General features: G+C 57.2%; 22 protein-coding genes and 1 pseudogene. 5 read left to right on the top strand and 18 right to left on the bottom strand.

The window, feature by feature from the left end; genetic code table 11:
* Positions 1-21 precede the first annotated feature (21 nt).
* Together O2N63_RS14480 and rocF are read right to left on the bottom strand one after the other, a co-directional pair.
* Positions 22-1,065, bottom strand: coding sequence for an ornithine cyclodeaminase (locus O2N63_RS14480; protein WP_271054999.1), 1,044 nt, complete (start codon positions 1,063-1,065; stop codon positions 22-24).
* 11 nt (positions 1,066-1,076) lie between these two features.
* Positions 1,077-1,997 carry an arginase gene (gene rocF, locus O2N63_RS14475; protein ID WP_271054998.1) on the bottom strand — a complete coding sequence of 307 codons (921 nt, stop codon included), beginning with the start codon at positions 1,995-1,997 and terminating at the stop codon, positions 1,077-1,079.
* Between the two features lie 86 nt (positions 1,998-2,083).
* Here rocF and O2N63_RS14470 point away from each other — a divergent pair, with 86 nt between their 5' ends.
* Positions 2,084-2,509 (top strand): Lrp/AsnC family transcriptional regulator, encoded by a 426-nt coding sequence (locus O2N63_RS14470; RefSeq protein WP_271054997.1) that lies wholly within the window; start codon positions 2,084-2,086, stop codon positions 2,507-2,509.
* A gap of 77 nt (positions 2,510-2,586) precedes the next feature.
* A complete protein-coding gene (locus O2N63_RS14465; RefSeq protein WP_271054996.1) occupies positions 2,587-4,926 on the top strand; it encodes a Tex family protein in 2,340 nt (779 codons plus the stop codon).
* Between the two features lie 34 nt (positions 4,927-4,960).
* On the opposite strand, the gene arsB is transcribed toward O2N63_RS14465, so the two are convergent.
* Genes arsB through O2N63_RS14445 form a run of 4 tightly spaced genes read right to left on the bottom strand, consistent with a single transcriptional unit; the run spans position 4,961 to position 9,040 of the window.
* The gene (gene arsB / locus O2N63_RS14460; RefSeq protein WP_271054995.1) at positions 4,961-5,971 is read right to left on the bottom strand and encodes an ACR3 family arsenite efflux transporter; all 1,011 of its coding nucleotides are present in this window, start codon (positions 5,969-5,971) and stop codon (positions 4,961-4,963) included.
* Positions 5,958-7,205 carry an organoarsenical effux MFS transporter ArsJ gene (gene arsJ / locus O2N63_RS14455; protein WP_271055082.1) on the bottom strand — a complete coding sequence of 416 codons (1,248 nt, stop codon included), beginning with the start codon at positions 7,203-7,205 and terminating at the stop codon, positions 5,958-5,960. The genes arsB and arsJ overlap by 14 nt, the downstream gene beginning before the upstream one ends.
* Before the next feature lie 26 nt (positions 7,206-7,231).
* A complete protein-coding gene (locus O2N63_RS14450) occupies positions 7,232-8,230 on the bottom strand; it encodes an ArsJ-associated glyceraldehyde-3-phosphate dehydrogenase (RefSeq protein ID WP_271054994.1) in 999 nt (332 codons plus the stop codon).
* Complete coding sequence (locus O2N63_RS14445; RefSeq protein ID WP_271054993.1) at positions 8,231-9,040, bottom strand: arsenate reductase/protein-tyrosine-phosphatase family protein; 810 nt, start codon at positions 9,038-9,040, stop codon at positions 8,231-8,233.
* A 245-nt stretch (positions 9,041-9,285) separates the two neighbouring features.
* Here O2N63_RS14445 and O2N63_RS14440 point away from each other — a divergent pair, with 245 nt between their 5' ends.
* Positions 9,286-9,735 (top strand): GNAT family N-acetyltransferase, encoded by a 450-nt coding sequence (locus tag O2N63_RS14440; RefSeq protein ID WP_271054992.1) that lies wholly within the window; start codon positions 9,286-9,288, stop codon positions 9,733-9,735.
* 134 nt (positions 9,736-9,869) lie between these two features.
* Here the strand turns inward: O2N63_RS14440 and O2N63_RS14435 are convergent, their stop codons facing one another.
* The 9 genes and pseudogenes from O2N63_RS14435 to O2N63_RS14395 form a co-directional block, all read right to left on the bottom strand.
* Complete coding sequence (locus O2N63_RS14435) at positions 9,870-11,138, bottom strand: ABC transporter permease (protein WP_271054991.1); 1,269 nt, start codon at positions 11,136-11,138, stop codon at positions 9,870-9,872.
* Complete coding sequence (locus O2N63_RS14430; RefSeq protein WP_271054990.1) at positions 11,135-12,055, bottom strand: ABC transporter permease; 921 nt, start codon at positions 12,053-12,055, stop codon at positions 11,135-11,137. The genes O2N63_RS14435 and O2N63_RS14430 overlap by 4 nt, the downstream gene beginning before the upstream one ends.
* Positions 12,056-12,066: 11 nt before the next feature.
* Positions 12,067-13,179 (bottom strand): ABC transporter ATP-binding protein, encoded by a 1,113-nt coding sequence (locus tag O2N63_RS14425; protein ID WP_271054989.1) that lies wholly within the window; start codon positions 13,177-13,179, stop codon positions 12,067-12,069.
* A 122-nt stretch (positions 13,180-13,301) separates the two neighbouring features.
* The gene (locus O2N63_RS14420) at positions 13,302-14,435 is read right to left on the bottom strand and encodes an ABC transporter substrate-binding protein (RefSeq protein WP_271054988.1); all 1,134 of its coding nucleotides are present in this window, start codon (positions 14,433-14,435) and stop codon (positions 13,302-13,304) included.
* Between the two features lie 303 nt (positions 14,436-14,738).
* A complete protein-coding gene (locus tag O2N63_RS14415; protein WP_271054987.1) occupies positions 14,739-15,884 on the bottom strand; it encodes an iron-containing alcohol dehydrogenase in 1,146 nt (381 codons plus the stop codon).
* Positions 15,881-16,192 (bottom strand): annotated as a pseudogene (locus O2N63_RS14410) (aldehyde dehydrogenase family protein); the annotation flags it as partial. The pseudogene O2N63_RS14410 and the gene O2N63_RS14415, both read right to left, overlap by 4 nt.
* 47 nt (positions 16,193-16,239) lie before the next feature.
* Entirely contained in the window at positions 16,240-17,922 is a 1,683-nt protein-coding gene (locus tag O2N63_RS14405) for a Na/Pi cotransporter family protein (protein WP_271054986.1), read from the bottom strand.
* The gene (locus tag O2N63_RS14400; RefSeq protein ID WP_271054985.1) at positions 17,922-18,695 is read right to left on the bottom strand and encodes an inositol monophosphatase family protein; all 774 of its coding nucleotides are present in this window, start codon (positions 18,693-18,695) and stop codon (positions 17,922-17,924) included. Before O2N63_RS14400 ends, O2N63_RS14405 begins: the two co-directional genes overlap by 1 nt.
* Positions 18,688-19,497, bottom strand: coding sequence for a DeoR/GlpR family DNA-binding transcription regulator (locus tag O2N63_RS14395; RefSeq protein ID WP_333780738.1), 810 nt, complete (start codon positions 19,495-19,497; stop codon positions 18,688-18,690). The genes O2N63_RS14400 and O2N63_RS14395 overlap by 8 nt, the downstream gene beginning before the upstream one ends.
* Positions 19,498-19,675: 178 nt before the next feature.
* On the opposite strand from O2N63_RS14395, the gene O2N63_RS14390 reads away from it, so the two are divergent.
* Together O2N63_RS14390 and O2N63_RS14385 are read left to right on the top strand one after the other, a co-directional pair.
* Positions 19,676-21,214, top strand: coding sequence for a sulfatase-like hydrolase/transferase (locus O2N63_RS14390; RefSeq protein WP_271054984.1), 1,539 nt, complete (start codon positions 19,676-19,678; stop codon positions 21,212-21,214).
* A gap of 105 nt (positions 21,215-21,319) precedes the next feature.
* Positions 21,320-22,333, top strand: a complete 1,014-nt coding sequence (locus tag O2N63_RS14385; protein ID WP_271054983.1) for a 2-hydroxyacid dehydrogenase — start codon at positions 21,320-21,322, stop codon at positions 22,331-22,333.
* 5 nt (positions 22,334-22,338) lie between these two features.
* On the opposite strand, the gene O2N63_RS14380 is transcribed toward O2N63_RS14385, so the two are convergent.
* Genes O2N63_RS14380 through pbfA form a run of 3 tightly spaced genes read right to left on the bottom strand, consistent with a single transcriptional unit; the run spans position 22,339 to position 26,050 of the window.
* A complete protein-coding gene (locus O2N63_RS14380; protein WP_271054982.1) occupies positions 22,339-23,850 on the bottom strand; it encodes an FAD-dependent oxidoreductase in 1,512 nt (503 codons plus the stop codon).
* An 11-nt stretch (positions 23,851-23,861) separates the two neighbouring features.
* Entirely contained in the window at positions 23,862-24,701 is an 840-nt protein-coding gene (locus tag O2N63_RS14375; RefSeq protein WP_271054981.1) for a DMT family transporter, read from the bottom strand.
* Positions 24,698-26,050, bottom strand: coding sequence for a (R)-1-hydroxy-2-aminoethylphosphonate ammonia-lyase (pbfA, locus tag O2N63_RS14370; protein WP_271054980.1), 1,353 nt, complete (start codon positions 26,048-26,050; stop codon positions 24,698-24,700). The genes O2N63_RS14375 and pbfA overlap by 4 nt, the downstream gene beginning before the upstream one ends.
* Between the last annotated feature and the right edge of the window lie 117 nt (positions 26,051-26,167).

The following is a 26,167-nucleotide window of genomic DNA, read 5'->3' as shown; positions in this document are numbered from 1 at the left end:
GGTCAAACTGACCCCGAACTCTCATTTGGCACGTTGAACCATTCCGAACAGATCACGCGGATCGTCGGGGTCTGCGAGCATGTCTAACGGTTCGAAATAGTCAGTCCCTTCGATCGCCAGCTTGACGTAACGCAGAGCCGAGAAGTCCTCGATCGCAAAGCCAACACTGTCAAACAAGGTGATCTGGCGGTCGTCCTTGCGGCCTTCGACCTGTCCGGTCATCACCTGCCACATCTCGATCACCGGATGATCGTCATCCAGCGCTTGAATTTCACCTTCGATGCGCGTCTGCTCGGGGTATTCCACAAAGATTTCCGAGCGCAAAAGGATATCGCGGTGCAGTTCCGTCTTACCCGGGCAGTCGCCGCCAATGGCGTTGATATGCACGCCCGGTCCGACCATGTTGTCGGTCAGGATGGTTGCGTATTTCTTGTCTGCGGTGCACGTGGTGATGATCTGCGCGCCCTCAATGGCATCTTCACCGGTCTTGCAGGACACGACGGTCAGCCCCTTGCCCGCAAGGTTCGCCGCACATTTCGCGGTGGCTGCCGGGTCGGTGTCATAAAGGCGCACGGTGTCGATGCCGCAAAGCGCCTTGAACGCCAGACACTGGAATTCCGACTGCGCACCATTGCCGATCATCGCCATGGTGGTCGTGCCTTTGGGCGCAAGGTATTTGCCCACCAAGGCCGAGGTCGCCGCCGTCCGCAGCGCGGTCAGGATCGTCATCTCGGTCAGAAGTGTCGGATAACCGGTATAAACATCAGCCAGAAGGCCGAAGGCGGTCACGGTCTGCAGACCCTCGGACGTGTTCTTCGGGTGCCCGTTTACATATTTGAAGCCATACGCCTCGCCATCCGAAGTTGGCATCAGTTCAATCACCCCATGAGGTGAATGGGCGGGCACGCGCGGGGTCTTGTCAAAGCTTTCCCAGCGTTTGAAATCGCGCTCGATCTCGGCAGCGATACCGACGATCATCTCTTCCAGGCCCACATGGTGAATGAGCTTCATCATGTGATCGACGGAAACAAAAGGCACCAGGGCCTTGTCAGACGGTTGCAACATCTGAAACTCCTTTAGAAAGAACGGGTTGGGCGATCAAAGATACGACGCCCCATAAGAGAAGCGGTGAGGTCCACCATCAGTTTGGCAGTGCGGCCGCGCTCATCCAGAAACGGGTTCAACTCAACCAGATCCAACGAGGTCACCAGCCCGCTGTCACACAGCAATTCCATCACCAAATGCCCTTCGCGTTCCGTTGCACCACCCGGAACGGTGGTACCAACCGCAGGGGCCACGGAGGGGTCAAGAAAATCCACATCCAACGAGACATGCAGCATCCCATTGGCCGCACGGACCTTTTCAAGGAAAGCCACCAAAGGCGCCTTGATTCCATGTTCATCAATCGCGCGCATATCCACCAGCATGGCATGCTGATCTGCAAGCGCGGCATGTTCCGCAGGGTCCACAGACCGCAGCCCCATCATGCCCACATGTTCAATTTCAACCAGCGCTGAAGGGGCCGGGAAATCGTCAAACCCATCTTGCCCAGTGAAATAGGCCACCGGCGTGCCGTGCAAATTGCCGCTGGCGGTGCTTTGCGGAGTGTGAAAGTCGCTATGGGCATCCAGCCACAGCACGAAAAGCGGACGGCCCTGTGCCTTGGCATGGGCCGCCATCCCGGCCACCGATCCCATCGACAGCGCATGATCGCCGCCCATGAAAATCGGCATCCCTTTCCCTGCGGCCTCTTGCGCCACTCGAGTCAGCGCATGGGTCCATCCCACACAGTCCGGCAACGAGACAAGGTGCTCATGTTCCGGCAAATCTACCACATCCGGGGCCACATCGCCCAAGTCATGCACCTCATGTCCCAGCTCGGTCAGCGCCTCAGCCAGACCCGCCACACGATAAGCATCTGGCCCCATCCGGCAGCCCTGACGCTTCTTGCCCGAATCCATGGGCGCTCCAACAAGGAAGATGTTTGTCATGTTCATGACCCATCTTTTGGCCAAGAACCGGCTTGTCGGAAGGGGATAAATTGCCCAATATGGGCCAACATTGCTCATACTGGATAGTCATCATGGACAATTTGGATAGGCGCCTTCTTACTCTGCTGCATCGGGACGGCCGCGCATCAGTGTCAGAGCTTGCCGACCTGCTCGGAGTCACCCGCACCACTGTGCGTGCCCGCATGGATGCGCTGAAAAAGCGCGGCGAGGTTGTCGGGTTTACCATCGTCACCCGGCAGGACGTGGCCCCCAACCCGGTGCGCGGGTTGATGATGCTGGGCATCGAGGGGCGCGGCACCGAACGACTGATGTCCCGCGTCGCAGCGCTTCCACAGGTGATGGCGGTGCATTCCACCAATGGCACCTGGGATCTGATCGCAGAGATCGGCACCGAGACGCTGGAAGAACTGGATCAGGTGCTGTTTTCCATTCGCCGTATGGAGGGGATCACCCGATCCGAGACCAATCTGCTGCTTTCCACCAAACGCGGGCGATAATCTGCCAAAGCTCAAATTCGCCCCCCTTCCCCTTGCCTTGCACCAAGGCTAAACAGGTCATCCGAACAGGAGAGATCATGGACACCAACACCCGCATTTCCCAAACCATTGCCACCGATATTTCCGCGTCCGCCCAACAGGTTAACGCCGCGGTTGGGCTGCTTGACGGTGGCGCTACCGTGCCCTTCGTCGCGCGTTACCGCAAAGAGGTCACCGGAGGGCTGGACGACACGCAGCTCAGGAAACTTGCCGACCGGCTGACCTATCTGCGCGAGATGGAAGCGCGGCGCGAGGTGATCCTGACCAGTATCAAGGATCAGGGAAAACTGACCGACGATCTGGCAAAATCCATCGCGGCAGCCGATACAAAATCCACGCTCGAAGACCTCTACCTGCCCTACAAACCCAAGCGCCGCACCAAGGCGATGATCGCGCGGGAAAACGGGCTGGAGCCGCTCTTGGAAAAGATCCGCAATACCCGCTCCACGGCCCCCGAGGTCCACGCCGAGGCGTTTGTCACCGAGGCCGTTCCGACGGTGAAAGACGCGCTCAATGGCGCGCGGGATATTCTGGTTGAGGAACTGGCAGAAAACGCCGAACTGGTTGGTGCGCTGCGGACGTTCATGCAGCGCGAGGCATTGCTGACCGCCAAAGTGGTGGCCGGACAGGAACAGGCCGGAGCGAAGTTTTCCGATTATTTTGACCATCAGGAGCTTTGGTCCAAAACCCCCTCACACCGCGCGCTGGCTATGCTGCGGGCGTCAAAAGAGGGGGTGATCACACTAGACATTGCACCGGACGAAGACGGATCCGCCCGCGCCGTGGATATGGTTGCCGCCCGACTGGAATGCGCAGGTTCTACCCCCGGCGATACCTGGCTGCGCACCGTTGCCCGATGGGCCTGGCGGGTGAAGCTGGCGTTGTCGATGACGCTGGACCTGATGGCCGATCTGCGCGCCCGGTCCCATGACGAAGCGATTGACGTGTTTGCCCGCAACCTCAAGGATCTGCTGCTTGCGGCCCCCGCCGGGTCGCGCGCCACCCTCGGGTTGGATCCGGGCATTCGCACCGGGGTAAAGGCTGCTGTGGTGGATGCGACTGGCAAATTGCTCGACACGGCAACGCTCTACCCGTTCCAGCCGAGAATGGATATGCAGGGGTCTGAAGCGGCAATCCTTGCGCTGATTGCCAAGCATGATGTGGAACTGATTGCAATCGGCAATGGCACGGCCAGCCGCGAGACCGAACGGCTGGTGGGTGACACGCTCAAGCGCCTGCCCAAAGGCGTGAAAGCGCCCACCAAGGTTGTGGTCAGCGAGGCGGGCGCCTCTGTCTATTCCGCGTCTGAACTGGCCGCGCGCGAGTTTCCCGATCTCGACGTGAGCTTGCGCGGCGCGGTGTCAATTGCCCGCCGCTTGCAGGATCCGCTGGCGGAACTGGTGAAGATCGAGCCACAATCCATCGGGGTTGGGCAATATCAGCACGACGTGGACCAGCGCCGCCTGTCGAAATCCCTGGAAGCGGTGGTTGAGGATGCGGTGAACGCGGTTGGCGTCGATCTTAACATGGCTTCCGCTCCGCTGCTCGCTCATGTTTCTGGCCTCTCGGCCTCGCTTGCGCAATCCATTGTGACTCATCGTGACATCAACGGCGCGTTCCCCTCGCGCAAATCACTCATGAAGGTCTCGGGCCTTGGGCCGCGCGCCTTTGAACAATGCGCGGGGTTCCTGCGCATCCGCGAAGGCGACGAACCGCTCGACGCCTCTGCTGTTCACCCTGAAGCCTATGACGTGGCCCGCAAGATCGTGTCGGCCTGCGGGCGGGATCTGCGCGATCTGATGGGCAACGAAGGGGCCTTGAGGTCGCTGAAAGCTGCCGATTTCGTAAGCGGCGATTTCGGCCTGCCCACCGTACGCGACATTTTCTCGGAGCTGGAAAAGCCGGGCCGCGACCCGCGCCCGAGCTTCAAAACCGCAAGCTTTACCGATGGTGTCGAAGAGATGTCGGACCTGAAATCCGGGATGGTTCTGGAAGGCACCGTGACCAATGTCGCCGCTTTTGGCGCCTTTGTGGATATCGGTGTGCATCAGGATGGGCTGGTACACATCAGCCAGCTTGCAGACCGGTTCGTCAAAGACCCGCATGAGGTGGTGAAAACCGGTGACGTGGTCAAAGTGACGGTGACCGAAGTGGACATCCCGCGCAAACGCATTGGGCTGACGATGCGCAAGGATGGCGGGGCGTCGGCCAAGGAAGATCGCAAATCCCGTGGTCCGGGCAAACAGCAGGATCACCGTCCGCAACGCGGTGGCCCAAAAGGGGGCGGACGCAACATGTCCTCTGGTCCGAAAAAGGCTGGTGGGCAGCAAGTGGGCGGGCTCGGCTCAGCGCTGCTGGATGCGATGAAGAAGAAATGATGTGCATGGGGAGGGATTAACCCTCCCCTACCCGTCAAACCGGGAACCGCTCGCGGGTCCGGTTGGCAAAGGCGACCAGAGACAGCATCACCGGAACCTCGACCAGCACACCCACCACTGTGGCAAGGGCCGCCCCTGATGACAGGCCAAAGAGGCTGATCGCTACGGCCACTGCAAGTTCAAAGAAGTTCGACGTGCCAATGAGCGCACAAGGCGCGGCGATCCGATGTGGCACGCCCATGCGATGGGCCGTGAAATAAGCCAGGCCAAAGATCCCATAACTCTGGATCAGGATCGGGATGGCGATGAGCAGGATGATCATTGGGCGCGACAGGATTTCTTGCCCTTGAAGTGCAAACAGGATCACCACGGTGGCGATCAACCCGATAATGGAAAAAGGCTTCACCCGTGCCTGAAACGATTCGATCCTCGCCGGGTTGGCCAGCAAACGGCGGGTGAGAACCCCGGCGATCAGCGGCAGCACCACAAAAAGACCCACTGACAATAGCAGCGTCTCCCACGGGACGACGATGTCAGTCACGCCAAGCAGCAGCGCCACGATCGGGGCAAAGGCCACCACCATGATCAGGTCGTTCACTGAGACCTGCACCAGCGTATAGGTCGCGTCCCCGCGCGTGAGCTGCGACCAGACAAATACCATCGCCGTGCAGGGGGCAGCACCCAGAAGGATCAGCCCCGCAATATAGGATTGTGCATCGGCGGGTGAAATCCACGGAGCAAAGAGGAACTCGAAAAACAGCACGCCAAGGAAGGCCATGGTGAAGGGCTTGATCAGCCAGTTGACCGACAGGGTGATCATCAACCCTTTGGGCTGGCGAGCTACGTCACCCACCGCGCGGAAATCCACGCCGACCATCATCGGATAGACCATCGCCCAGATTAGCACCGCCACCACCAAGTTGACCTGCGCATATTCCGCCCCGGCAATAGCCTGCACCAGACCGGGGGCCATCGCCCCAAGCGCGACCCCGGCCAACATCCCAGCGGCAATCCACAGGGAAAGATAACGTTCAAACAGCCCCATGAGGCACCTCGTGTTGTGTTAGTTTCGTAGCACCAAGGGCGGAAAGGCCCAGCATGACAGCGGCCACGGCAAGACAGGCGGTCAGACCGCCGAACTGATAGCTCGCGCCCGACAAGACCGTGCCAATCAGCCGCCCGGCGGCATTGGCCATATAGTAGAACCCCACGTCCATCGTCACCCGTTTGGTGTCGGTGAAGGCAAGGATCAGGTAGGAATGCAGAGACGAGTTCACCGCAAAAAGCGCGCCAAACACCAGAAGGCCGATGACCAGCGTGACTGTCAGCCACATGTCCGGCGCCCCTGCCCCATAGACAATGATCGCAAGGATCGCTGGAACAATGGCGAGCATCGCAGCAAAGCGCGTGGCCATGCCAATCAACTCTCCTGCCTCGCGCGATTTTGCCCGAAGCAGCCGTGGCGCGTTGGCCTGCACCACGCCGTAAAGGATGATCCAGACCGCCATGAAAGAGCCTACGAGGAAAAACGCGCTGCGCCCGCTCGCGTGGCTGCCATCTGACAGGACCGAGTGGAAATAGATCGGGATACCCACCACAAACCACACATCCCGCGCGCCAAACAGAAAGACGCGGGCGAAGCTCAGCCAATTGATATTGCGGTTCTTGGAAAACACCTCGCGGAACTTGGCGTCCTTTCGCCCGGTCGGAAGCCCCGAGGGCATGCGCGCGATGACAGCAACAAGGATCACGGCAAGCACTGCGGCCATGCCCAGAACCGCCACGTCGAACCCCGCCAATGCCAGAAGGGCCGCGCCCAACAGGAAACCCAGCCCTTTCACTGCGTTTTTCGACCCGGTTAGTACGGCAACCCAGCGAAAGAGCCCATCGCCCTCGGTCGGGGCCAAAAGCTTGACCGCCGATTTCGAGGACATCTTGGCGAGGTCCTTCGCCACACCGGATACGCCCTGCACCAGCATCACGTACACCACTGACAGGCCAACCGCCCAAGTGGGGTCAAGCTGCACGAGCGCCAGAAGGGCCACGATCTGCAGGCCAAGCCCGGCATACAGCGTTGAGGTCAGGCCAAACCGCGCGGCGATCCACCCAGCTGACAGGTTCGTCACCATGCCGGCGATTTCGTAAAGCACAAAGAGATAGGCCAGCTCGACTGGCGAAAATCCGAGGGTGTGAAAGTGCAAAAGCACCAACATCCTCAGCGCCCCGTCGGTCAGCATAAAGGCCCAATAGGCAGCGGTGACGGCCATATAGGCCGCCATGCCAGATCTTGGGCCATTTGGTTTCGTCACAGTGATTTCCCCACCATCAGGGCCACATCCACCAGACGATGCGCGTAACCCCATTCATTGTCATACCAGGCGTAGATCTTCAGCTGCGTGCCATTGATGACCATGGTCGACAGCGCGTCGATGATAGAGCTGCGCTCGTCATTGGTGTAATCGGTTGAGACCAGCGGCTTTTCTTCATAGCCAAGGATCCCCTTGAGCGGACCATCGGCGGCGGCCTTGAAGGCAGCGTTCACCTCTTCAGCGGTGGTTTCCTTCTCCAACTCGAACACGATATCTGTCAGTGACGCGTTCAAAAGCGGAACCCGCACTGCATGGCCATTTAACTTGCCGGTCAGTTCGGGGAAAATCTGGGTGATTGCCTTGGCCGACCCGGTGGTGGTCGGGATGAGCGAGTTCAGCGCAGAACGTGCACGGCGCAGATCCTTGGCGGGGCGATCCACGATGGTCTGCGTGTTGGTCACGTCATGGATTGTGGTCATGGATCCATGCTTGATGCCGAATTCCTCCAACACCACTTTCACCACGGGCGCAAGACAGTTGGTGGTGCAGCTTGCGGCGGTGACGATGCGGTGGGTGTCGGCGTCATAAATGTCATCGTTCACGCCAAAGACGATGTTCGCCGCCTCGTCTTCCTTGACCGGGGCTGAGACCACCACCTTTTTCACACCAGAATCAAAATATGGCGCGAGTTTCTCGGCGGTTTTGAACGCACCCGTGCAGTCGATCACCACATCCACGCCATCCAGCGGCAGTTCCGTCAGGTTGCGGGTGCAGGTCACGGGGATCCGGGTGCCGTCGATGCTGATGCTGTCCGCATCATGCGAGAATTCAGCGGACCAGCGACCATGCACCGTGTCGAACTCCAACAGATGAGCGTGCATTTCCGGGTCACCCACGGCGTCATTGAGAAAGGCAATCTTGGCGCCGCGTTCCAGAAGCGGGCGCAGGGCAAGCTTGCCCATACGTCCCAAGCCATTGATGGCATAGGTGGTCATTTACTTCTCTCCAGTCATGGGAATTTCGTCGATTTGGTTTTGCAGGGAAAACCGGTCGAGCAGTTTGGTATCCAGTGCCGCAAACAGGGTCAGACGGCGGTGCATCTCGCCATAAAGCGTTTGAAATGCGAGCCCCTTCTCGGCGTCGGACCCAGTTGCATGGGCAGGGTCAGGCACACCCCAATGGGCGGTGACGGGTTGGCCGGGCCAAACCGGGCAATCTTCGTTGGCAGCCATGTCGCAGACGGTAAAAACAAAGTCGAACGCCTCGCCTTCCAGATCGGACATGTGTTTGGGCTGTAACCCGGACACGTCATGGCCCTTGTCTTCCAGCAATTGCAGGGTTGCGGGGTGGAGCACCACGGCGGGGCGCGTTCCAGCCGAAAAGACTTCGAACTGGTCCCCGGCGAGGTCTCGCAGGATCACTTCGGCCATGATGGAACGGGCCGAATTGCCGGTGCAGAGAAACAGCACTTTCTGCTTTTCATGCGCCTCGGCAAAGGCCCGCGGTGTCGCACAGGCGGCGGGACGGCCCCGGCAGCAATCGTCATAAAGATAGGACACCAGACTGTCCGCCCCATCGGGATCAAACCGGTACAGCAGGCTGCGCCCATCCCGTTTCTGGGTGATCAGCCCGGCGCGCGACAAGGCGCCAAGATAGACCGACATCGTATTGGGGCGCACCTCAAGCACGTCAGCCAACTCGCCCGAGGCAACGAAGTCCGGATAGCGGCGCACCAGAAGACGATAGAGCGCCATACGCCCGGCATGTCCCAGAGTGGTGAGTCGGTCGATCTGTTGCTGATCCATGGGGCGAATCCCTCTTCATTTCATAATTTCATGAATAATGGATTTGTGTAACGGATGTAAGACAGATATGGCGCGTCGCGTTCCTTTGATACCAAGAGCGAGATTTCCTGAAACAGATCAGTGCGTCCCGTTATGCAGTTCCAACCCTAGGTCGGCTGTGCGGGACGAAGCTGACCTTGGCGGAGTTGACAGAAAGTACCGGTTTCCATCAGAGTGGCGTTCATTCTGAATCTGTGAAGGCTCAAATGAAAGATCTTGTCATTCGCCCTTTAGCGGCAAGCGATAGCAAAGAGTGGCGTCGCTTATGGACAGCATACTTGGAATATTATGAAACCTCCGTACCTGTTGAGGTTTACGATGTGTCGTTTCAACGGTTGTTGTCGGATGAAGCAGGCGAATACCAATGCCTCATCGCTGAAATTGAAGGCAAACCAGTTGGGTTAGCACACTTTCTCTATCACCGGTTTATGTGGACTATTGAAGATACCTGCTACTTGATGGACTTGTTCGCCGATCCTGAAGTGAGGGGAAAAGGCGTCGGGCGAGCTCTTATTGAAGCTGTCCACAGCGCCGCCAAGCAAGATGGCGTCCCCAGTACCTATTGGGCCACTCAAGAGTTCAACTACAAAGGACGTATGTTGTACGATCAAGTGGCATCCAGAACTCCATTTATTATTTATGAGAAGGGCGACTAAGGGCTCGAACCGACCATTTGTGTCACTCGTCAACCTCGAAATCAAAGCCATGTGACGTTCGACAACAGAACGTAACCCACGCAAGACAAAACGGCCCGCGCGAGGCGGGCCGTTTCATAATTGTTCAACCGTGATCAGTTGTCGTCGTTTTGCAAGGCATTCGGATCAAACACATTACCGAACCCGGAATTGTTGCCACCACTATCTGTGGGGGCCGCATCACCGGCGTCGCTGTCGGAACCTTCAAGCGTGCCCGGAGCGAAGACGCTGCCAAATCCCGAGTTGTTCGACGGTTTTGGCGTGGATTGCGTTTCCGCCCCACCTTCTTGCTGGGACTTCTCCGCCGCATCTTTCGCACGCTGATCGCGCAGCTCTTGAATGCGACGTTCGGTTTCCAGACGCTTCTGCTCCTGCACACCCGCGATACATTGATCCGGGCTATAGGCCATGGCAGACCCCACAACAGTGGCCGTTCCGATCAACAGAACGATCAGTGCAATGGCAGCCGGGTTGCGGCTGAGGAAACCGGGCACCTCGACCTTACCGGCCAATTCACCAACTGTGGCATCCTTGCGCGCTTCGGCAATTAACGCCTTGCGCTTGATATTTGCCTCGTTGACCAGTGCAAAGAACACGGTCAGCGCCACAATCATGAAGGCCAGAGCCGAGATCGCCGGGGTGATCCCGTAACGCACTTTCTGCGCCAGTTCGATGGTCAGCGTCGGGTATTCACCGAAGGTGAACGTGGTGGTGTTGTAGTTCTCGAACGAGGCCAAGAACGCCAGCACACCCGCCGAGGCAATGGCCGGGAACATGAACGGCATGAGCACTTTACGGAACGCCTGTGCATGGGTGGCACCCAAGTCCAGCGCAGCCTCTGTCAGCGTCATGTCATAACGCTGCAGACGGGCCACCAGTACCAGCATGCAGTAGCTGGCAATGAAGGTCGACTGACCGATGATGGTCAGAAACAACCCGTTTGACAGGAAGCTGTCCGCCCCCAGCCCCAGCATCCGGTTGATACGATCCCAGAACACGAGGGTTGAGATACCCAAAACCACGCCCGGAATAAGGATCGGGGCAATGATGATCGTGTAATAGGTCGCCCGAAGCTTGGGCCAGATCTGGGTGAGCATCAGCGCGCCCGCCAGACCCATCGATACCGACATGATTACTGTACCGATTCCAACCAGAACCGAGTTCCAGATCCCGTTGAGGATACGTTCATCCCGGAACAATGCGCCGAACCAGTCGAAGGTCAGACACTCCCACGGAGTCATACGCGGGAACCCCGGCGAGTTGAACGCGGTGGCCGACATGATGATCAGCGGACCTAATAGATAGGCAAAGAAGATCGCCAGATAGATCCAGATCGAATAGCGAATGATTTTATCAGGGTTCATTTGCCGATATCCCCCATGTTCACTTTGAACAGGCGCATCACAGCCAGAACCAGCAGGATACAGGTGACAAGCAGCACGATCGCGTAGGCCGCGCCTTGTGGCCAATCGGAGTTGTCATTGAACTGCTGATAAATAAGCTGGGTAAACCAGAGCGACGATGGTCCGCCAAGGATCTGCGGCGCCGCCAGCGCACCGGCCGACAGCATGAACACCATCGTACAGCCCGAGCTGATGCCCGGTTTGGCATAAGGGATCACCACCCGCCAATGAATCCGCCACCACGGGGCACCAAGGTCACGGGCCGCCTCGATCTGGTTGTGATCAAGACTTTCGATCACGTTGTAGATCGGGAAGATCATCAACAGGATATAGGCATAACCCAGACCCGCATAAAGCGCGACATCGTTGCGGATGAAGTCAAATGGCGTATCAAAGATACCGCTGCCCACGAGAAGCGTATTGAACACCCCGGTCTCGCCAAAGATGATCCGCAGCGCAAAGGCGCGCAGGATCTCATTGATCCAGTAGGGGATGATCAGCATCAGAGCAAAGATGCGGATGTGATTGCCCTTGGTTTGACCCAAGTAGTAGGCAATCGGATAGCAGAAAGCCAAGTTGAACAGTGTCACCAGAACCGCCGCCACCAGGGTGCGGTAGAACACGGCAAGGTCAACTGCGTTATAATCCTGCGACCCGCCTTCCGGGCCATAGATCAGGTATTTGTAGTTCTCCAGCGTATAGACATCCTTTGGCCCGCCGATTTCGGGGGGCGGCAGGTTTGGCCGGAACGAGAAATCAAGCATCGACAGCTGGGGCAGAATGATCAGGCCAATGACCCAGAAGAGGACAAGCCCCAACATGATCGACCCCATCAGCGTGCCGTTGCGATTAAAAAACTCCTTGAGGAAGCCAGGCATGATACTCCCCCTTACTCGCTTGCCAGTTCGCCGGCAGGCACCACCACAGCGTTGGACACGTCATATTCCAAGGTGATGGGCTGACCGGTGTGGTCGTCAAAGCTTTGGCCAAGGTTCGGGATTGAGATTTTGATCTCTTTACCCCCGTCACCTTCGGTGAAGATGTTATAGGTGTTGCCCTCAAACTCCTCATGATTCACCTGCGCAGTCACATAATGGTCACCCTGCGTGCCCGTGGGGGCAAGAGACAGAGCTTCGGGACGGATGAACATCATTGCATCATCGCCAACCTGCAACTTGCCTTGGTTTGCGGTCGAAATGCGCGCATGTAATTCACCTGACCGGTTGGTCGAGATCAGGGCTTCGTTGCCGATGATCTTGCTCACCTTGCCGCGGAACACATTGTTTTCGCCGACAAAGCTCGCCGCAAAAGCGGTCGATGGATCGTTATAGATGGTTTTACCATCACCGATCTGATCAATTACGCCTGCGCGCATCACCGCAATGTCATCCGACATGGTCAAGGCTTCGCCCTGGTCGTGGGTGATGTAGATGAAGGTAATGCCAACGCGCTGCTGGATTTCACGCAGCTCGGTGCGCATGTGCTGGCGCAGCTTGAGGTCAAGTGCGGAAAGCGGTTCGTCAAGCAGCAGCACATCAGGCTCGGCACAAAGGGCCCGCGCGATGGCCACACGTTGCTTCTGACCACCCGACAATTCCGAAGGCAGCTTGTCCCCCTGCCCCGGCAAAGCGATCATATCGAGAAGCTCATCCGCACGTTTGCGCCGTTCACGGGCGCTGGCGCCCTGAATTTCCATCGAAAAGGTGATGTTTTCCCAGACCTTCATCAGCGGGAAAAGCGCGAGATTTTGAAAGATCAAGGCGGTGGGGCGTTTGTTCGGCCCGATGCCCTGCATGTTGTTCCCACCGATCAGCACATTGCCTTCGCTGGGGTCCAGAAACCCTGACACGGCCCGCAGGATGGTGGTCTTGCCACAGCCCGACGGCCCAAGGAACGAAAAGAAATCGCCCCCTTTGATGTTCACATTGGCGTCGCGCACGGCGACGAAATCTCCAAAGCGGATCCATAGGTTTTCCAGATCGACGCCTACTCCGGCACTCATATGGCTTCTCCTTCAATGGCACGCACGTTCCCCGTCCCCTCACTAAAGAGGGCACCGTGAAATGCCTGCAGAAAACGGTTGGGTGGCCCTGCCCGTTGGGCAGGGCCACAGGAAAGCGCGAATTAGGCGCTTTTGAACTTGTTGACGAACTCCGTACGGATGTCCGCATACCACGGGGCCTCAGCAGGCCACGGGTTGAGGTTCGCCAGGCTATCACCCGGGTAGGCCTCGGCAAAGTTCTTCTTATAGGTGTCACCCGAATAGGTGTCTGCGCCCAGCACCGGCGAGTTATAGCCATGGCTATCAATCGCCTTACCGGCGGGCTCTTTACGATAGGCATATTCAACGAAGGCATAGACCTGCTCTTCGTTCTTGGCCCCGATTGGCATCGAGATGCCGTCGACCCAAGCCATCGCACCTTCGACAGGCGCCTGATAGTGCACCGGCTCACCTGCCGATTTCAGTGCCAGCGGCGGACCGTCCCAGGTCTGGCCAACCACAACACCTTCATTCAGAAGGCCGTTCTTCTGGGTGTCAGCATCGTTCCAGATCAGCTTGATGCGCGACTTACGTTCAATGGTCCAGTCAGCCACCTGACCCCACACTTTCCGCATGGTGTCTTCATCTTCGTAGGCGGCCCAGATCGAACCTGGTTCCATCTCGCCCGACGCTTCCATGTAAAGACCGGCGCCCAGCATCATTGAGTGGGCACGGCCCATGGTCTTACCGGCATTTTCTTCCGACCATACGTCACCGTAGCTTGGTGCGTCACCGGCCGGCAGCCATTTGTCAGTGCGATAGGCGATCCCTTCGGTGCCCCAGATATGCGGCAGCCAATGGGCGCCCTTGCCACCAAAGTCCCATGCATCGGTGCCGATTTTCGACATCGCCGGGTTCACGGCGTCAATGTTCACCTTCGACAGGTCAAACGGTTTCAAGAGTTCCAGCGGACCCCATTGCAGCGACCGGTTGTTGGTCGGCGACACAATGTCAAAGCCCTGACCCTTGGTGGCTTTCATCTTGTTGATGATCTCTTCGTTCGAACCAATACCGGTATAGTTCACCTTGATGCCGGTTTCCGCTTCGAAACCTGCAATGAACTCGGGCGGCAGATAGTCCGACCACATCAGGATATTGATCTCACCCGACGAGGCCAGGGCGCTTTTCACATAAAGCGGCGAAGCCAGTGCAGCGGCCCCTATCGTGGTTGCACCCTTGAGCACCGTACGACGCGTAAGGTTCTTGTTGGTTGTCATGATAAACTCCCGTTGGTTTTGTTTTTTATATTGTGGCAATAGTCTTGGTTATTTCCGGCGCTACGGATAGCGCCAATTACAAACCGTTTTTCGGTCCAATTGGTCCTAGATACTCCCACTTCAACCATCTCAACATTGGGTCAAAAAGCAAGGAATTCATGTTTCAGCGCAAGGACATCAACAAATTTCACTCCACGAATTGGTGGAAGTGACGTTGCAGAGTCGCCAATTTAGTCGATTCGCCACCCAGCGAAATCGACATCATCCCAGACTGAGAGCGCAACAAACCCGACTCGCATTCCCTCAAATTACCGCGTCGAAGAGAGCTCTTAGATTCCCCTGCGTCAGTTTCACGGGATTTCCGCCGCATGAGGGGTCTTTGATGGCGCCTTCGACGAGGGAGTTCATCTGGTCGGCGGAGACACCCATTTCCGAGAGTTTGCGCGGGATCTCGAATGTGTCGTTGAAGTTCTGCACAAATTTCTGGAACCCGGCAAAGCCACCATTGATGCCCAGATAATCTGCGGCGCGGTCAAAGCGGTCGGTGATCTCGCTGGCATTGAACTCCAGCACCGCCGGCATGCAGACCGCGTTGGTGGTGCCATGGTGCGTGTTGAAGATCGCGCCCACCGGATGAGACAGCGCATGGATCGCACCGAGCCCCTTCTGGAAGGCGGTCGCGCCCATTGCCGCGGCCGACATCATATGAGCCCGTGCCTCAAGGTCGGTGCCATCCGCATAAGCACGCGGCAGATAGTCGATCACCAGCCGCATACCCTCGAGCGCAATGCCTTGCGACATCGGGTGGTAATGCGGGCTGGAATAGGCCTCGACGCAATGGGCAAAGGCATCGAGCCCGGTGCCCGCCGTGATGAACTTCGGCATTCCCACCGTCAGTTCCGGATCGGCAATCACCACTGACGGCAGCACTTTCGGGTGGAAGATGATCTTCTTCTCATGGGTGACCGAATTGGTGATAATGGATGCCCGCCCCACTTCCGACCCGGTGCCGGCCGTGGTCGGCACCGCGATGATCGGCGCAATCGCATCAGCGTCTGCCCGCGTCCACCAATCGCCAATGTCTTCAAAATCCCAGATCGGCCTATTCTGCCCCGCGTAAAACGCAACCATCTTGCCCAGATCCAACCCTGAGCCACCGCCAAAGGCAATCACCCCGTCATGGCCGCCTGCCTTATAGGCGTCGACACCGGCATGCAGGTTGATCTCGGACGGGTTTGGATCGACCTCGGCAAAGATCCCGCGGCCAAGTCCCGCGGCTTCCATGATATCAAGCGTCCCCTTGGTGATCGGCAGATCCGCAAGCCCTTTATCTGTGACCAGAAGCGGGCGTTTCATGCCGGCCTGCGCACAGGCGTCCGGCAATTCCTTGATCCGGCCCGCCCCAAATTTCATCGCGGTCGGATAGGACCAGTTTCCTTGCAACATCATGATGTCACCTTTTTCATATGATAGCTTTTCGGGCGGGTCAGGTTGTGGAAGCCAATCACGGACAGCCCGCCACCGCGCCCGGTGTTTTTGCAGCCGGTCCAACAAAGACCCGGATCCAGATAGTCCGCCCGGTTCATAAAGACCGTCCCGGTTTCAACCTGATCTCCCACACGGGCGGCACGGTCGAGGTCCTTGGTCCAGAGGCTCGCGGTCAGGCCAAATTCACTGTCATTCATCAAGGCAATCGCCTCTTCGTCGGACGAGACCTTCATGATGCCCACCACAGGCCCAAAGCTTTCATCCCGCAACCCTCCTTGTTGCTTCTCGACAAACCAATTCTGGGGATCGCTGCCGGTTAGCTTTTGGCTTCCTGCATATCTTCTATCAACCGTGTCTCCAGAAGCTGACCATGCTTGTAGAGAAGAGGGTATGCGATAGCGGCAATATGGCTGTTGAACTCCCGTAGGGCCCTCAATGTTTCCAGATGAATGTCCGATGTCTCGAAACTTTCTGCCATACCGTCTTGCAAACGCTTAAGGTGGCGCTTTCGGCTCTTTCGCTCCGCTTGTTTCAACTCGGTCTTTTCAAGGCTCAGAATACGCGCACTTTCGAGATCGTCCGACACGAGAACATTGGAGGCGAGTTTCAAGTTGGCCGCAATGCATTCATGCATACGGATCAACTCGTTCCAGCCTTCTTTGGAAAACCGGGAGTGTTTTTCGTGCATCTCACCCGCCAGAACACATAGCCGCTTTGCCACCACATCCCCTGCCGTTTCCAGACGTATCGCATACTCCATCAGATCACGCGCGGTTTTCGCATTTTCCTTCCCAAATTCGTTTTTCCCGGGAAGCGAAGCAACGAAATCGCGGATGCCCGCCAGACACTCATTCACGTCGTGATCTATATCCTGAATGGCCCGGATCTTGACCGGGTCCCCATCGCGGTAGAGATCCAACGATGGGCGGAACATCACTTCGACCAGTTCCGACATGCGCAACAACTCTTTTTTCAGACTGGCGATTGCCTGTGCCGGAAGCCCGATATCGTTTGGATCCAGTGCAGATGAAGGGCGAATATCAATCCCGTTTTTCAAGGACAGATCACTGCGTTCCGGCATGAATCGCACGATGCTGGAGGCAATGAGCGAGCCAAAAGGCATGGCAATCACCACCAATACAGCATTGAACAAGATATGCGCCACCACCAGCATCTGACCGGTTTCAGGCACATTGATGGCCCCCGATCTCAGGAATACATTGCCGACGAACAACGCAGTCACGGCCCAGACACCACGCAAGAAAAAGTTGGCGAAGGGCACTCTTCGCGCAACGACATCCATACCTCTTGTCAACCAGATCGGGATCAGGGCGGACCCAAGGTTGGCACCCAGAACCAGAGAAATGCCTGCGGCAAAGGGGATGGCGTCGATTTGCACCAGCGTGACACACATCAGGATTGCAGCAACAGAAGAGTGCATCACAAAGGCGAGCGCCGCACCGACGATAAATGCAGTGAGATAATCCCGCGCCAGATACTCGGCAATTGCAGGCAGAAATACGCTGTCACGGATCGGATCCATTGCTTCGCGCAGGAACCGAAGCGAGATCAGGATAAAGGCCACCCCCATCAGGATCCGTCCAGCCTGTCGCCAGGAACGGCTTTCGACCTTGACGAACAGCCATCCGCCGACGGCCAGCAGCACCGGCACCAACCAATCAAGCTGGAAGGACAAAATCTGGATGATCAGGGCAGAACCAAGGTCTCCCCCCAGCACGATGGCCAGCGCCGCAGGAAATTGCAGGTACCCTCCCGCAACAAATCCTGTGGCCAGCAGTGCCACGGCGGCTGAACTTTGCAGCACCATCGCAAGCATCACACCAAGGGCCGAATTGTAGAGCGGCCCACCTTTGGCGGTCATCATCCGTTGAAACGACGCCCCAAAGCTGCGTTCAATCCCGGTGCGCACCATTCTCACGGCAAAAAGCAATAGCATGGTTGCCCCGGCAAGACTTATCAGGAAACTCAGGATGGCCATCAGTTCTTCACCATATTCAGCATTTGTTCGTGCAATTCGGGGGTTGCGGCGGAGATGACCCGCCCGTCGCTCTCCATTGTCAGTGGGTCACCTGACCAGTCGGTCATCACCCCACCTGCGGCTTCGATCACCACCGATACAGCGAGAAAATCATAAGGCTGCAAGTCATAGTCAATCACCGCATCCACATGCCCCATCGCCAAAAGCGCATGGGGGTAGCAATCATAGGCCATGCGGCGGGTCTGACCTGACTGCATCAGGCGGTCAAAAACTCCCGGGTGGTCGCTATAGAGCTTTTCGCCCTCATTGATATAAAGAACTGCCTGATCCAGATTGGTTTGATCTGAGGCCCGGATCGGAGCCCCATTCAACTGTGCACCATGTCCACGTACACCGATCATAATCTCACCCAGCGCCGGCATGCCAATCACCCCGATCTCTGGCTTCCCATCAATCAGATGCGCAAGCAAAAATCCAAAAAGCGGGTGCCCTGACAGGAAGGAACGTGTGCCGTCAATCGGATCGATTACCCACAGATGGGGACTGTCCTTGTCGTCCATTCCTTCTTCTTCACCAAAGATCCCATGCTCGGGAAACATGGCCTCGAGATAGGCGCGCAGCTCGGCTTCAACTGCCTTGTCTGCCTGCGTGACCGGGCTTTCATCTGCTTTAATCTCAATGCCAAGCGCACCCCTGAAATAGGACATCGCCGTTCGTGCCGCGATTTCCGCCATGGCTTCAGCGTGTTTGATAAGGTGGGGCAGTTCAGTCATGAGATATCTTCTTCTTGCCCGCTGGAGCCAGAACAACATCGACCCCCCAGCTTTCTAACGCTTGGGTCATCGCCGCATCAGGCGCTTCATCAGCAACCAGCAAATCCACTCGGTTAGGGGCCAACCCGCAGTGCGGTGCTTTCGCACCATATTTGTGATGATCCAGACCGACCACCACCTTGTCAGCACAGTCCGCCACAACTTCGGACAAAGAGGCTTCAACAGGATTAGCAAACAGGAACCCGCGTGTATTGGTCAGCCCATCTGCACTCAGCACGGCCATATCAAACGCGAAGCGACGTGCCTGCCGTTCCGTCACCGATCCAAAGGTTCCGCGCTCATCGCTTTTCATTTCGCCACCCAGGAAATGCACCCGGTTGTCACTGGTGCCAACCATAGTCTGCGCTACACCCACCGAGTTGGTTACAACCGTCAGCCCAGAAAGTTTGCGCAATCGCTCTGCGACAAACGCCGTGGTTGTTCCCACATCCAGAAAAATGGTCATGCCTTCATATACCTGCTTGGCGATCGCCTTTGCGATCTGGCGTTTCCCATCCGGGTTGCGCGCCATGCGGGAAAAGAAACTTGGATCACCCATTTCGCCGACCAGGTAAGCCCCGCCATGCACCCGCTCGACCGTGCCGGATTTGGCAAGTGACTTGATCCCTCGGCGCACAGTCTCCTCTGAAACGTCGAGATATTTTGCAAGCTCGGAAGAACGTGCTGTTCCGCCCAGCCTCCGCAGAGCTGCGAGCAGTTCAAGTTCCCGATGCGAGTGGTTGGTGGCTTTGGGCATTGACATCTTTCTTTCGGTCAGTTCCCCACAATTAACCCACACCTACCCACACAATTGCAACCAAAAACACCATAAAGCACGAATTTTGCAGGATCGGGAGCAGTATTTCCGTCACAAACCCACAAATGCTCTGGACCGAAACCATTATATTTGCCTATGTGGGGGAAAGCCATGGGGGGGACCGATGCGCAACCGGAAAAACGTACTCTTCATCATTATCGACCAGCTGCGGGCCGATTGTCTGACCGGAGCATTGGCGGAACATGTGGAATTTCCCAATCTACGCGGCCTGATGCAAGACGCCGTGACGTTCGAGCGGCACTTCTCAGTCACCAACCCCTGCGGACCATCGCGCGCGTCTATCCTGACCGGGCAATATTCGATGAACCATCGGTCGGTGCGCAATGGAACCCCCTTGCGCCACGACACCCCCAACATCGCCAGCGAAATGCGTAAAGCAGGCTATCTGCCAATGCTTTTCGGCTATACCGACACGTCAGGTGATCCGCGGGCGCATCACCCCAATGATCCAGCGGTGCGCAGCTATGAATACCCGATGACCGGGTTCCATGAGATGGTCGAGATGCGGCTGGAGCAATCCCTGCCTTGGCAGTCTCATCTGATCCGCAATGGCTACAAATTTGAAAACTACCTCGATGTTTACAAACCCGTCTCTCCATCCGGGGGCACCCCCAAGCTGAATGACCCAGCCCTTTACCGCGCAGAACACAGCGACACGGCATTTCTGACCGGTCGCTTTCTGGACACAATGGACGCCTATGCCCGGGATGGCTGGTTTGCCCATCTGACCTATATCCGACCACATCCGCCATTGGTGGCCCCTGCTCCCTACAATGACATGTATGACCCAGTGGACCTTCCGCTTCCCACACGCAAGGACACCGCAGGCCAAGACGCGACATTGCACCCGTTTTTGCCCCCGGCGCAGAGCGCCACAACGCCCGCAGATTTTGTCGAAGGCTTTCCAGACCTCGACGCAACAGATGGCAACATTCAGACTTTACGCGCTGTTTATTTGGGGCTGGCCACAGAAGTGGATCATCACATTGGCCGGGTTATCTCGTTTCTGAAAGACAGCGGGCAATATGATGACACGCTTCTGATTGTCACGGCGGACCATGGCGAAATGCTTGGAGATCATCATTTGTGGGGCAAGATGACGTTCCATGATGCCGCCTATCACACTCCGCTGATTATTCGTCTGCCAGACAATAAAGAGCGCGCGGGCATTCGGGTTTCGGCGCCCACTGAATCCATTGACGTCGTTCCAACGATCCTTGAATGGGTTGGACAGGATGTTCCCAATTCGATGGATGGGAAGTCGCTTTTGCCCCTTCTGACTGGTCCCGCTCCTGACACTTGGCGTCGTTACTCATTCTCGGAATTGGATTTTGCAGATCCCGCCTCACCAACGACATGGCAGACCGCTCTGGGCTGTTCGGTCAGCAGTTCCAACCTCGCGATATTGCGCGATGGGCGATTTACACTGGTTGAGTTTGCCTCCGACCATTTGGACCCGGTTTTGTTTGATCACCATGGCGCGGGTGAGATGGAGAATGTGGCGGAGAACCCGGATTATGTCAGCGATCTTGCTCGATTGTCACGACAGATGCTGCGCCACCGAATGCAAAATATGGATCACACATTATCGATGGACATGATCACCAAATCTGGTCCGCAAAAATTCTCCCGGACCCGGTAGGGACAAAGCCCATAGGCCAATCTTATAGATCAATTGCGAAAACAGATTTGTATCCGCCACCTACCTTCCCGCACTGTCAAATGAACAGGTCGGCGGGGGAGCAGCATGAAAATTTTAAGAACGGACCAAGAGTTGCAGACACCATTAGTGGACGCAGCCCTGCTCGAAGCGGGCCACGAACTTGTCCTGCTGCCAGACGGAGTGGATGAAGAGCGGCTTATTTCCGAGATCCGTGACACGGATCTTTTGCTCATGTGCTACACACCCATCACACGCCGGGTCATTGAGGCAGCCCCCAAGCTGCGCGGGATTGTGAAATATGGTGTCGGCATCGATGCCATCGACATCCCGGCCGCAGTGGAGCACGGCGTCACCGTCGTCAATATCCCGGAATATGCCGAAGAGACTGTGGCAGAAGGTGCTTTCGCTCTGCTGATTGCGCTGACCAAGAAACTCCCCGCCCTTAACAACCAAATGCACCGAGAGGGCTGGGCCTGGCCCGAACCACAATGGCTGGGGTCGGATATCGCCGGAAAGACGCTCGGCATCATCGGTTTGGGCAAAATCGGGCGATCCATGGCGCGCATGGCCGGACAGGGATTTCGCGCCCGCGTCATCGCCTATAGCCCCCACACGCCGGAAGAGGAGATGCGCGCGATTGGTGTCGAGAAATGCGACACGCTCGATGCGCTGCTGACCGAAAGCGATTTCGTCAGCGTGCATAGCGTTCTGAATAATGAGACCCACCGGATGATCGGGGAACGCGAGCTCAAGCTCATGAAATCCTCCGCCATCCTGATCAACGCTGCCCGTGGGGCGATCATTGATGAAGAAGCAATGGTGTGCGCCATGCGTGAAGGATGGATTGCCGGGTTGGGGCTGGATGTGTTTAGCCAAGAACCATTGTCACTGACAGGTCATCCGATGAGTGAGCTTTTTGACCTCCCGAATGTAATCCTCTCGCCGCATCTGACCTTCTATACCCATGACGCCATGGAGCGGCTGGAACAGGAGACCCTGGAGCGCTGTCAGGAGCTTCTGGACGGACGTGATGTGCTGGTAAAATCAGCAGACCCACGCCTTCGCGTCCAGACAAAGGGGGTGGTTTTCGACGAGTGATCCGGTCACTCGATTGAAGGCTTTCTCCGGTCCCGTTGAAGATGAACCTGATACGCATGTAATTCGTTTTCTATGTCTTTGTCGGACCAACCCATATGAGGGGCCGCCACCTGTGCGACTTGCTCTGCAGCGGCCAGCCCCTGATCCGCCTCCCAACCAAGCCCTAGTCGGCGCATCATCAGATCGGCGAGGCTTTCAGGGTTTTCAGTTCGTGCGCTGTCTGCGATCGCCTCAGATGAAACTGCACCTTTAGAATTGGTGATCTCAGCGGATGTATAGCGGATCTCTTTGGGTGCGAGCGACGGGGGCAGGATGGGCCGAATTCGGTCCACAAACCGATGAGCCACACGGCGATGGGTCACAACCGGACCGCCAGTTAGGGTGAACATGCCTTTCATTCCATCCGAGGCGAGATCATGGATTTTGATCTCGCGGCTGCCCAGATCCTGCTCTTTATCAAAAGTCAGCGGATTCACCCCGGCCCAGCTGTAAAGTACGTCTTTCCGCGTGAGGCTCAGGGACGGAAGGCATCGGTTTGTTTCCCCCAACATCCAGTCAATTTCCTGATCGGTCGCGTGAACACCTGTTGCATCCCCGAAAAATTTCGTGCGCGTCAAACCGACATAGTGATACCCACGCCAAGGCAGGCAGTAGAGTGGCTCGCCAAGGCTGTTATAGGTGAACACCCCCCAATCCCGAAACTCGGGGGGTAATTGCACTGCAATATGAATGCCCTTGATCCCCTGGCACTTTCGAGGCGCGCTATTCCCGGTTTGGGCGTTCACCAGATCGACCCAGGCACCAGCAAGATTGAGCACCATCCGGGCGCTGACCCAAAAGGGCTGACCCTCTCGGCGGGTAGGATTGAGGCGCAGATCCCAGCCATCATCCTCATTTGATGTCAGCTCTTCGACCTTCATATAATTGTGCACCTCCGCCCCCATCCGACGCGCATCAAACAGGGCATCAAGTGCAATCCGCTCAGGCCAGTCGAAAATGAACTCTCGAAACACGGCCACAGCTTGCAGTTTGTCGGGATCCCGAAGCCGTGGGGCAATTGGCACTTGGTCAAACTGATCCGGTTTGTAGCGGCGATAGTCGAGGCTTTCACCTTTGGGGCTGGTCATGCGCAGGAGCGCAAAGGCTGCATCAAGCTGCCATGGGGCATAGGGATCGTCTTTATAGATCGGCAATGCAAAGTTGATCGGGTTCACCCGTTCGGGGATCGTCCGCGCGATTTCATCACGGGCGATCATGTCAGCCCGAACTGTACCCATTGATCGCACAAACCTGTCTGGTCGCAACAGCATCTTTCCGACACTTGTGCCATCGGCAAGGTGACGCAAACCGCAATGCAGGAGGCGGCTTGAACGGCTGCTGGCCCCGTTTGAAAAATCATCCTGATCAACCACCAGAACACTGTATCCGGCGGCAGTCAGGTGCTGAGCTGTAGAAGCTCCGTTGATCCCCGCGCCAATAATGGCGACGTCAAACTTCTGCCCGTCCAAAGGTTTCATTTGCCTCTCCTCTACCGGGTCACTGCAATCGCTGCGATCCCTGCCCCGACCACAACCGCTGACAACAATCTCTGTGTCTTGGGACCTTCGCCGAACCAGACCACACCAATCAATGCGGCAAAGATAACCGAGGTTTCCCGGAGGGCCGAAACCATTCCCAGCGGTGCGATGGATTTGGCGTAAAGCACAAGCGCATAGGCCGCGCCAGAAATCAGCCCTCCGCACATACCCATGACCAGCAGCCGGGTCGGCATGGCGCGCACCCTCTCCCACCGTGTCGGGAACACGTAAAAGACGATCACCAGCTTGGCGGTGAAGAGCCAGCCGATATAGCTCATTGCATGGCCCGACAGACGAACGCCCATCCCATCAATCAGGGTATAACTCGCCACGATCACACCAATCCCCAGTGCCGCCAGCAAGGCGTTGGCGGGCAATGCACCAGTAAAGGCGGAACGGGATAAAATCATGATCCCGGCAGATACGCAGAAGATGCCGAACCAAGCAAACACTGGAAGGCTCTCGCCCACCCAAAACTGCGCACCAAACGCCACCAGAACAGGGGCGAGCCCGCGCGAGATTGGGTAAATGAGGCTGAGATCTCCCAACCGGTAGGCCGTGTTGAGCAGGTAGAAATAAACCCAATGCACCATGATCGAAGCGATCATGAACGGCACGGACGCGAGATCCGGCAAGGGCGACAGCCCCGCCATCACCAGCCCTGGAAAGACATGCCCCAGCGCGATGCAGCCCAACATAACTGTCTTGTCACCGGACCCTTTCACCAATGCATTCCACAGCGCGTGCAAAAGGGCGGCGGTCAGGACAATAAGGCCGATGGCGGGGGTCATGCCACCTCGTTTATCGCGGTCACCACGATATCAAGCGCCCGGTCCAGATCCTCGCGTGAAATGGTCAGGGGTGGGGACAGGGTCAGCACACACCCTTGCGAGATTTTAAAGCTCAGACCCGCCTCAAGGCAGAGGTAATAGACCTGTTCGGCCAGCGCGTTGCCCGGGGTTTTGTCGGTACGGTCCTGAACAATCTCGACCCCAAACATCAAACCGCGTCCGCGAATGTCGCCCACGATGGGGACATCCCCCAAACGGTCCTGAAGCCGCGCTTTGGCATAATCGCCCAGTTCCGCCGAACGATCTACCAGACCCTCTTCTTCGATGATCTCGATTGTGGTCAGGGCTGCGCGAGCGGTAACGGGGTTCTTTTCATGGGTGTAATGACCGATGGCGAAGTCTCCGCACACATCCAGGTCACGCCGCGCAACGCATGCGGCAATCGGCAGCACGCCGCCACCGAGGTTTTTGCCCATGGTGACAATGTCGGGGATGATGTCGTCATGTTCAAAAGCGAACATCTTGCCGGTCTTGCCCAGCCCGGTTGGAATTTCATCCATGATCAGAAGGGCACCGCGCGCATTGCAGGCCTCGCGCACCGCTTTCCAGAACCCGGCAGGTGGCACGTAAGGCACGGCGCGCATCGGTTCGGCAATCACAGCGGCCACGTCCCCTTCTCGTTCCAGCACAAAGTCCACCATCTTTGCGCAAGCCAGTCCACAGACATCGGGACCCGCGTGATTGTAGGGACAACGGTAGCAGGCAAAGGGCGCCACATGTTCGGCCCCTGCCAAGAGCGGCCCGGCGATATGGCTGCGAAACGTTGCTTCGCCCCCTACACTTGCAGCCCCAAAACCCGCCCCGTGGAACGCGTCCCAGAAGCTTACAGTTTTGAACCGACCTGTCGCCGCACGGGCAATTTTCAGCGCCACTTCGTTGGCGTCCGATCCACCTGTGGTGAAAAGTGTCTTCCCCAGATCACCGGGGGCAATTTCAGCGAGCTTCTCGGCCAGTTCAACCGCCGGATCATTGGTAAAGCGGCGCGGCGCAAATGGCAGATCATCCAACTGCGCCTTGATCGCGGCGATCAGTTTGGGATGACCCCAACCAATGTGATGCACCGAGTTGCCGTGGAAATCCATATAGCGCCGCCCATCCAGATCTTCGACCCAGATCCCTTCAGCCTTGGCAATGGTGCTGACGCAGGGGCTGGACAGGCTTTGATGCAGAAAGACTTCGGCATCACGATCCAGAAGAGGCTTCGATTTTGGTCCGATGGATTTCTTGAGCCACGCCTTGCGGGCTTCTGACGTATTGGATTCACCTTCTGTATGTACAATCGTCGCCATGTCGGACCTCTGCGTTTCTTTTTAAGAAAAAAGTGAGACCCGATGATCAGGCCTCACCAGTTACGGGAACAATCGGGAGGAGCACCCCCCCCAATTGGGGGGAACTGGTTTCCCCAG

The sequence above is a fragment of the Aliiroseovarius salicola genome, assembly GCF_027891095.1.
Lineage (GTDB): Bacteria > Pseudomonadota > Alphaproteobacteria > Rhodobacterales > Rhodobacteraceae > Aliiroseovarius > Aliiroseovarius salicola.
Note: the sequence above shows the minus strand (reverse complement) of the source record. Positions and strands in the feature narration are given on the sequence as shown.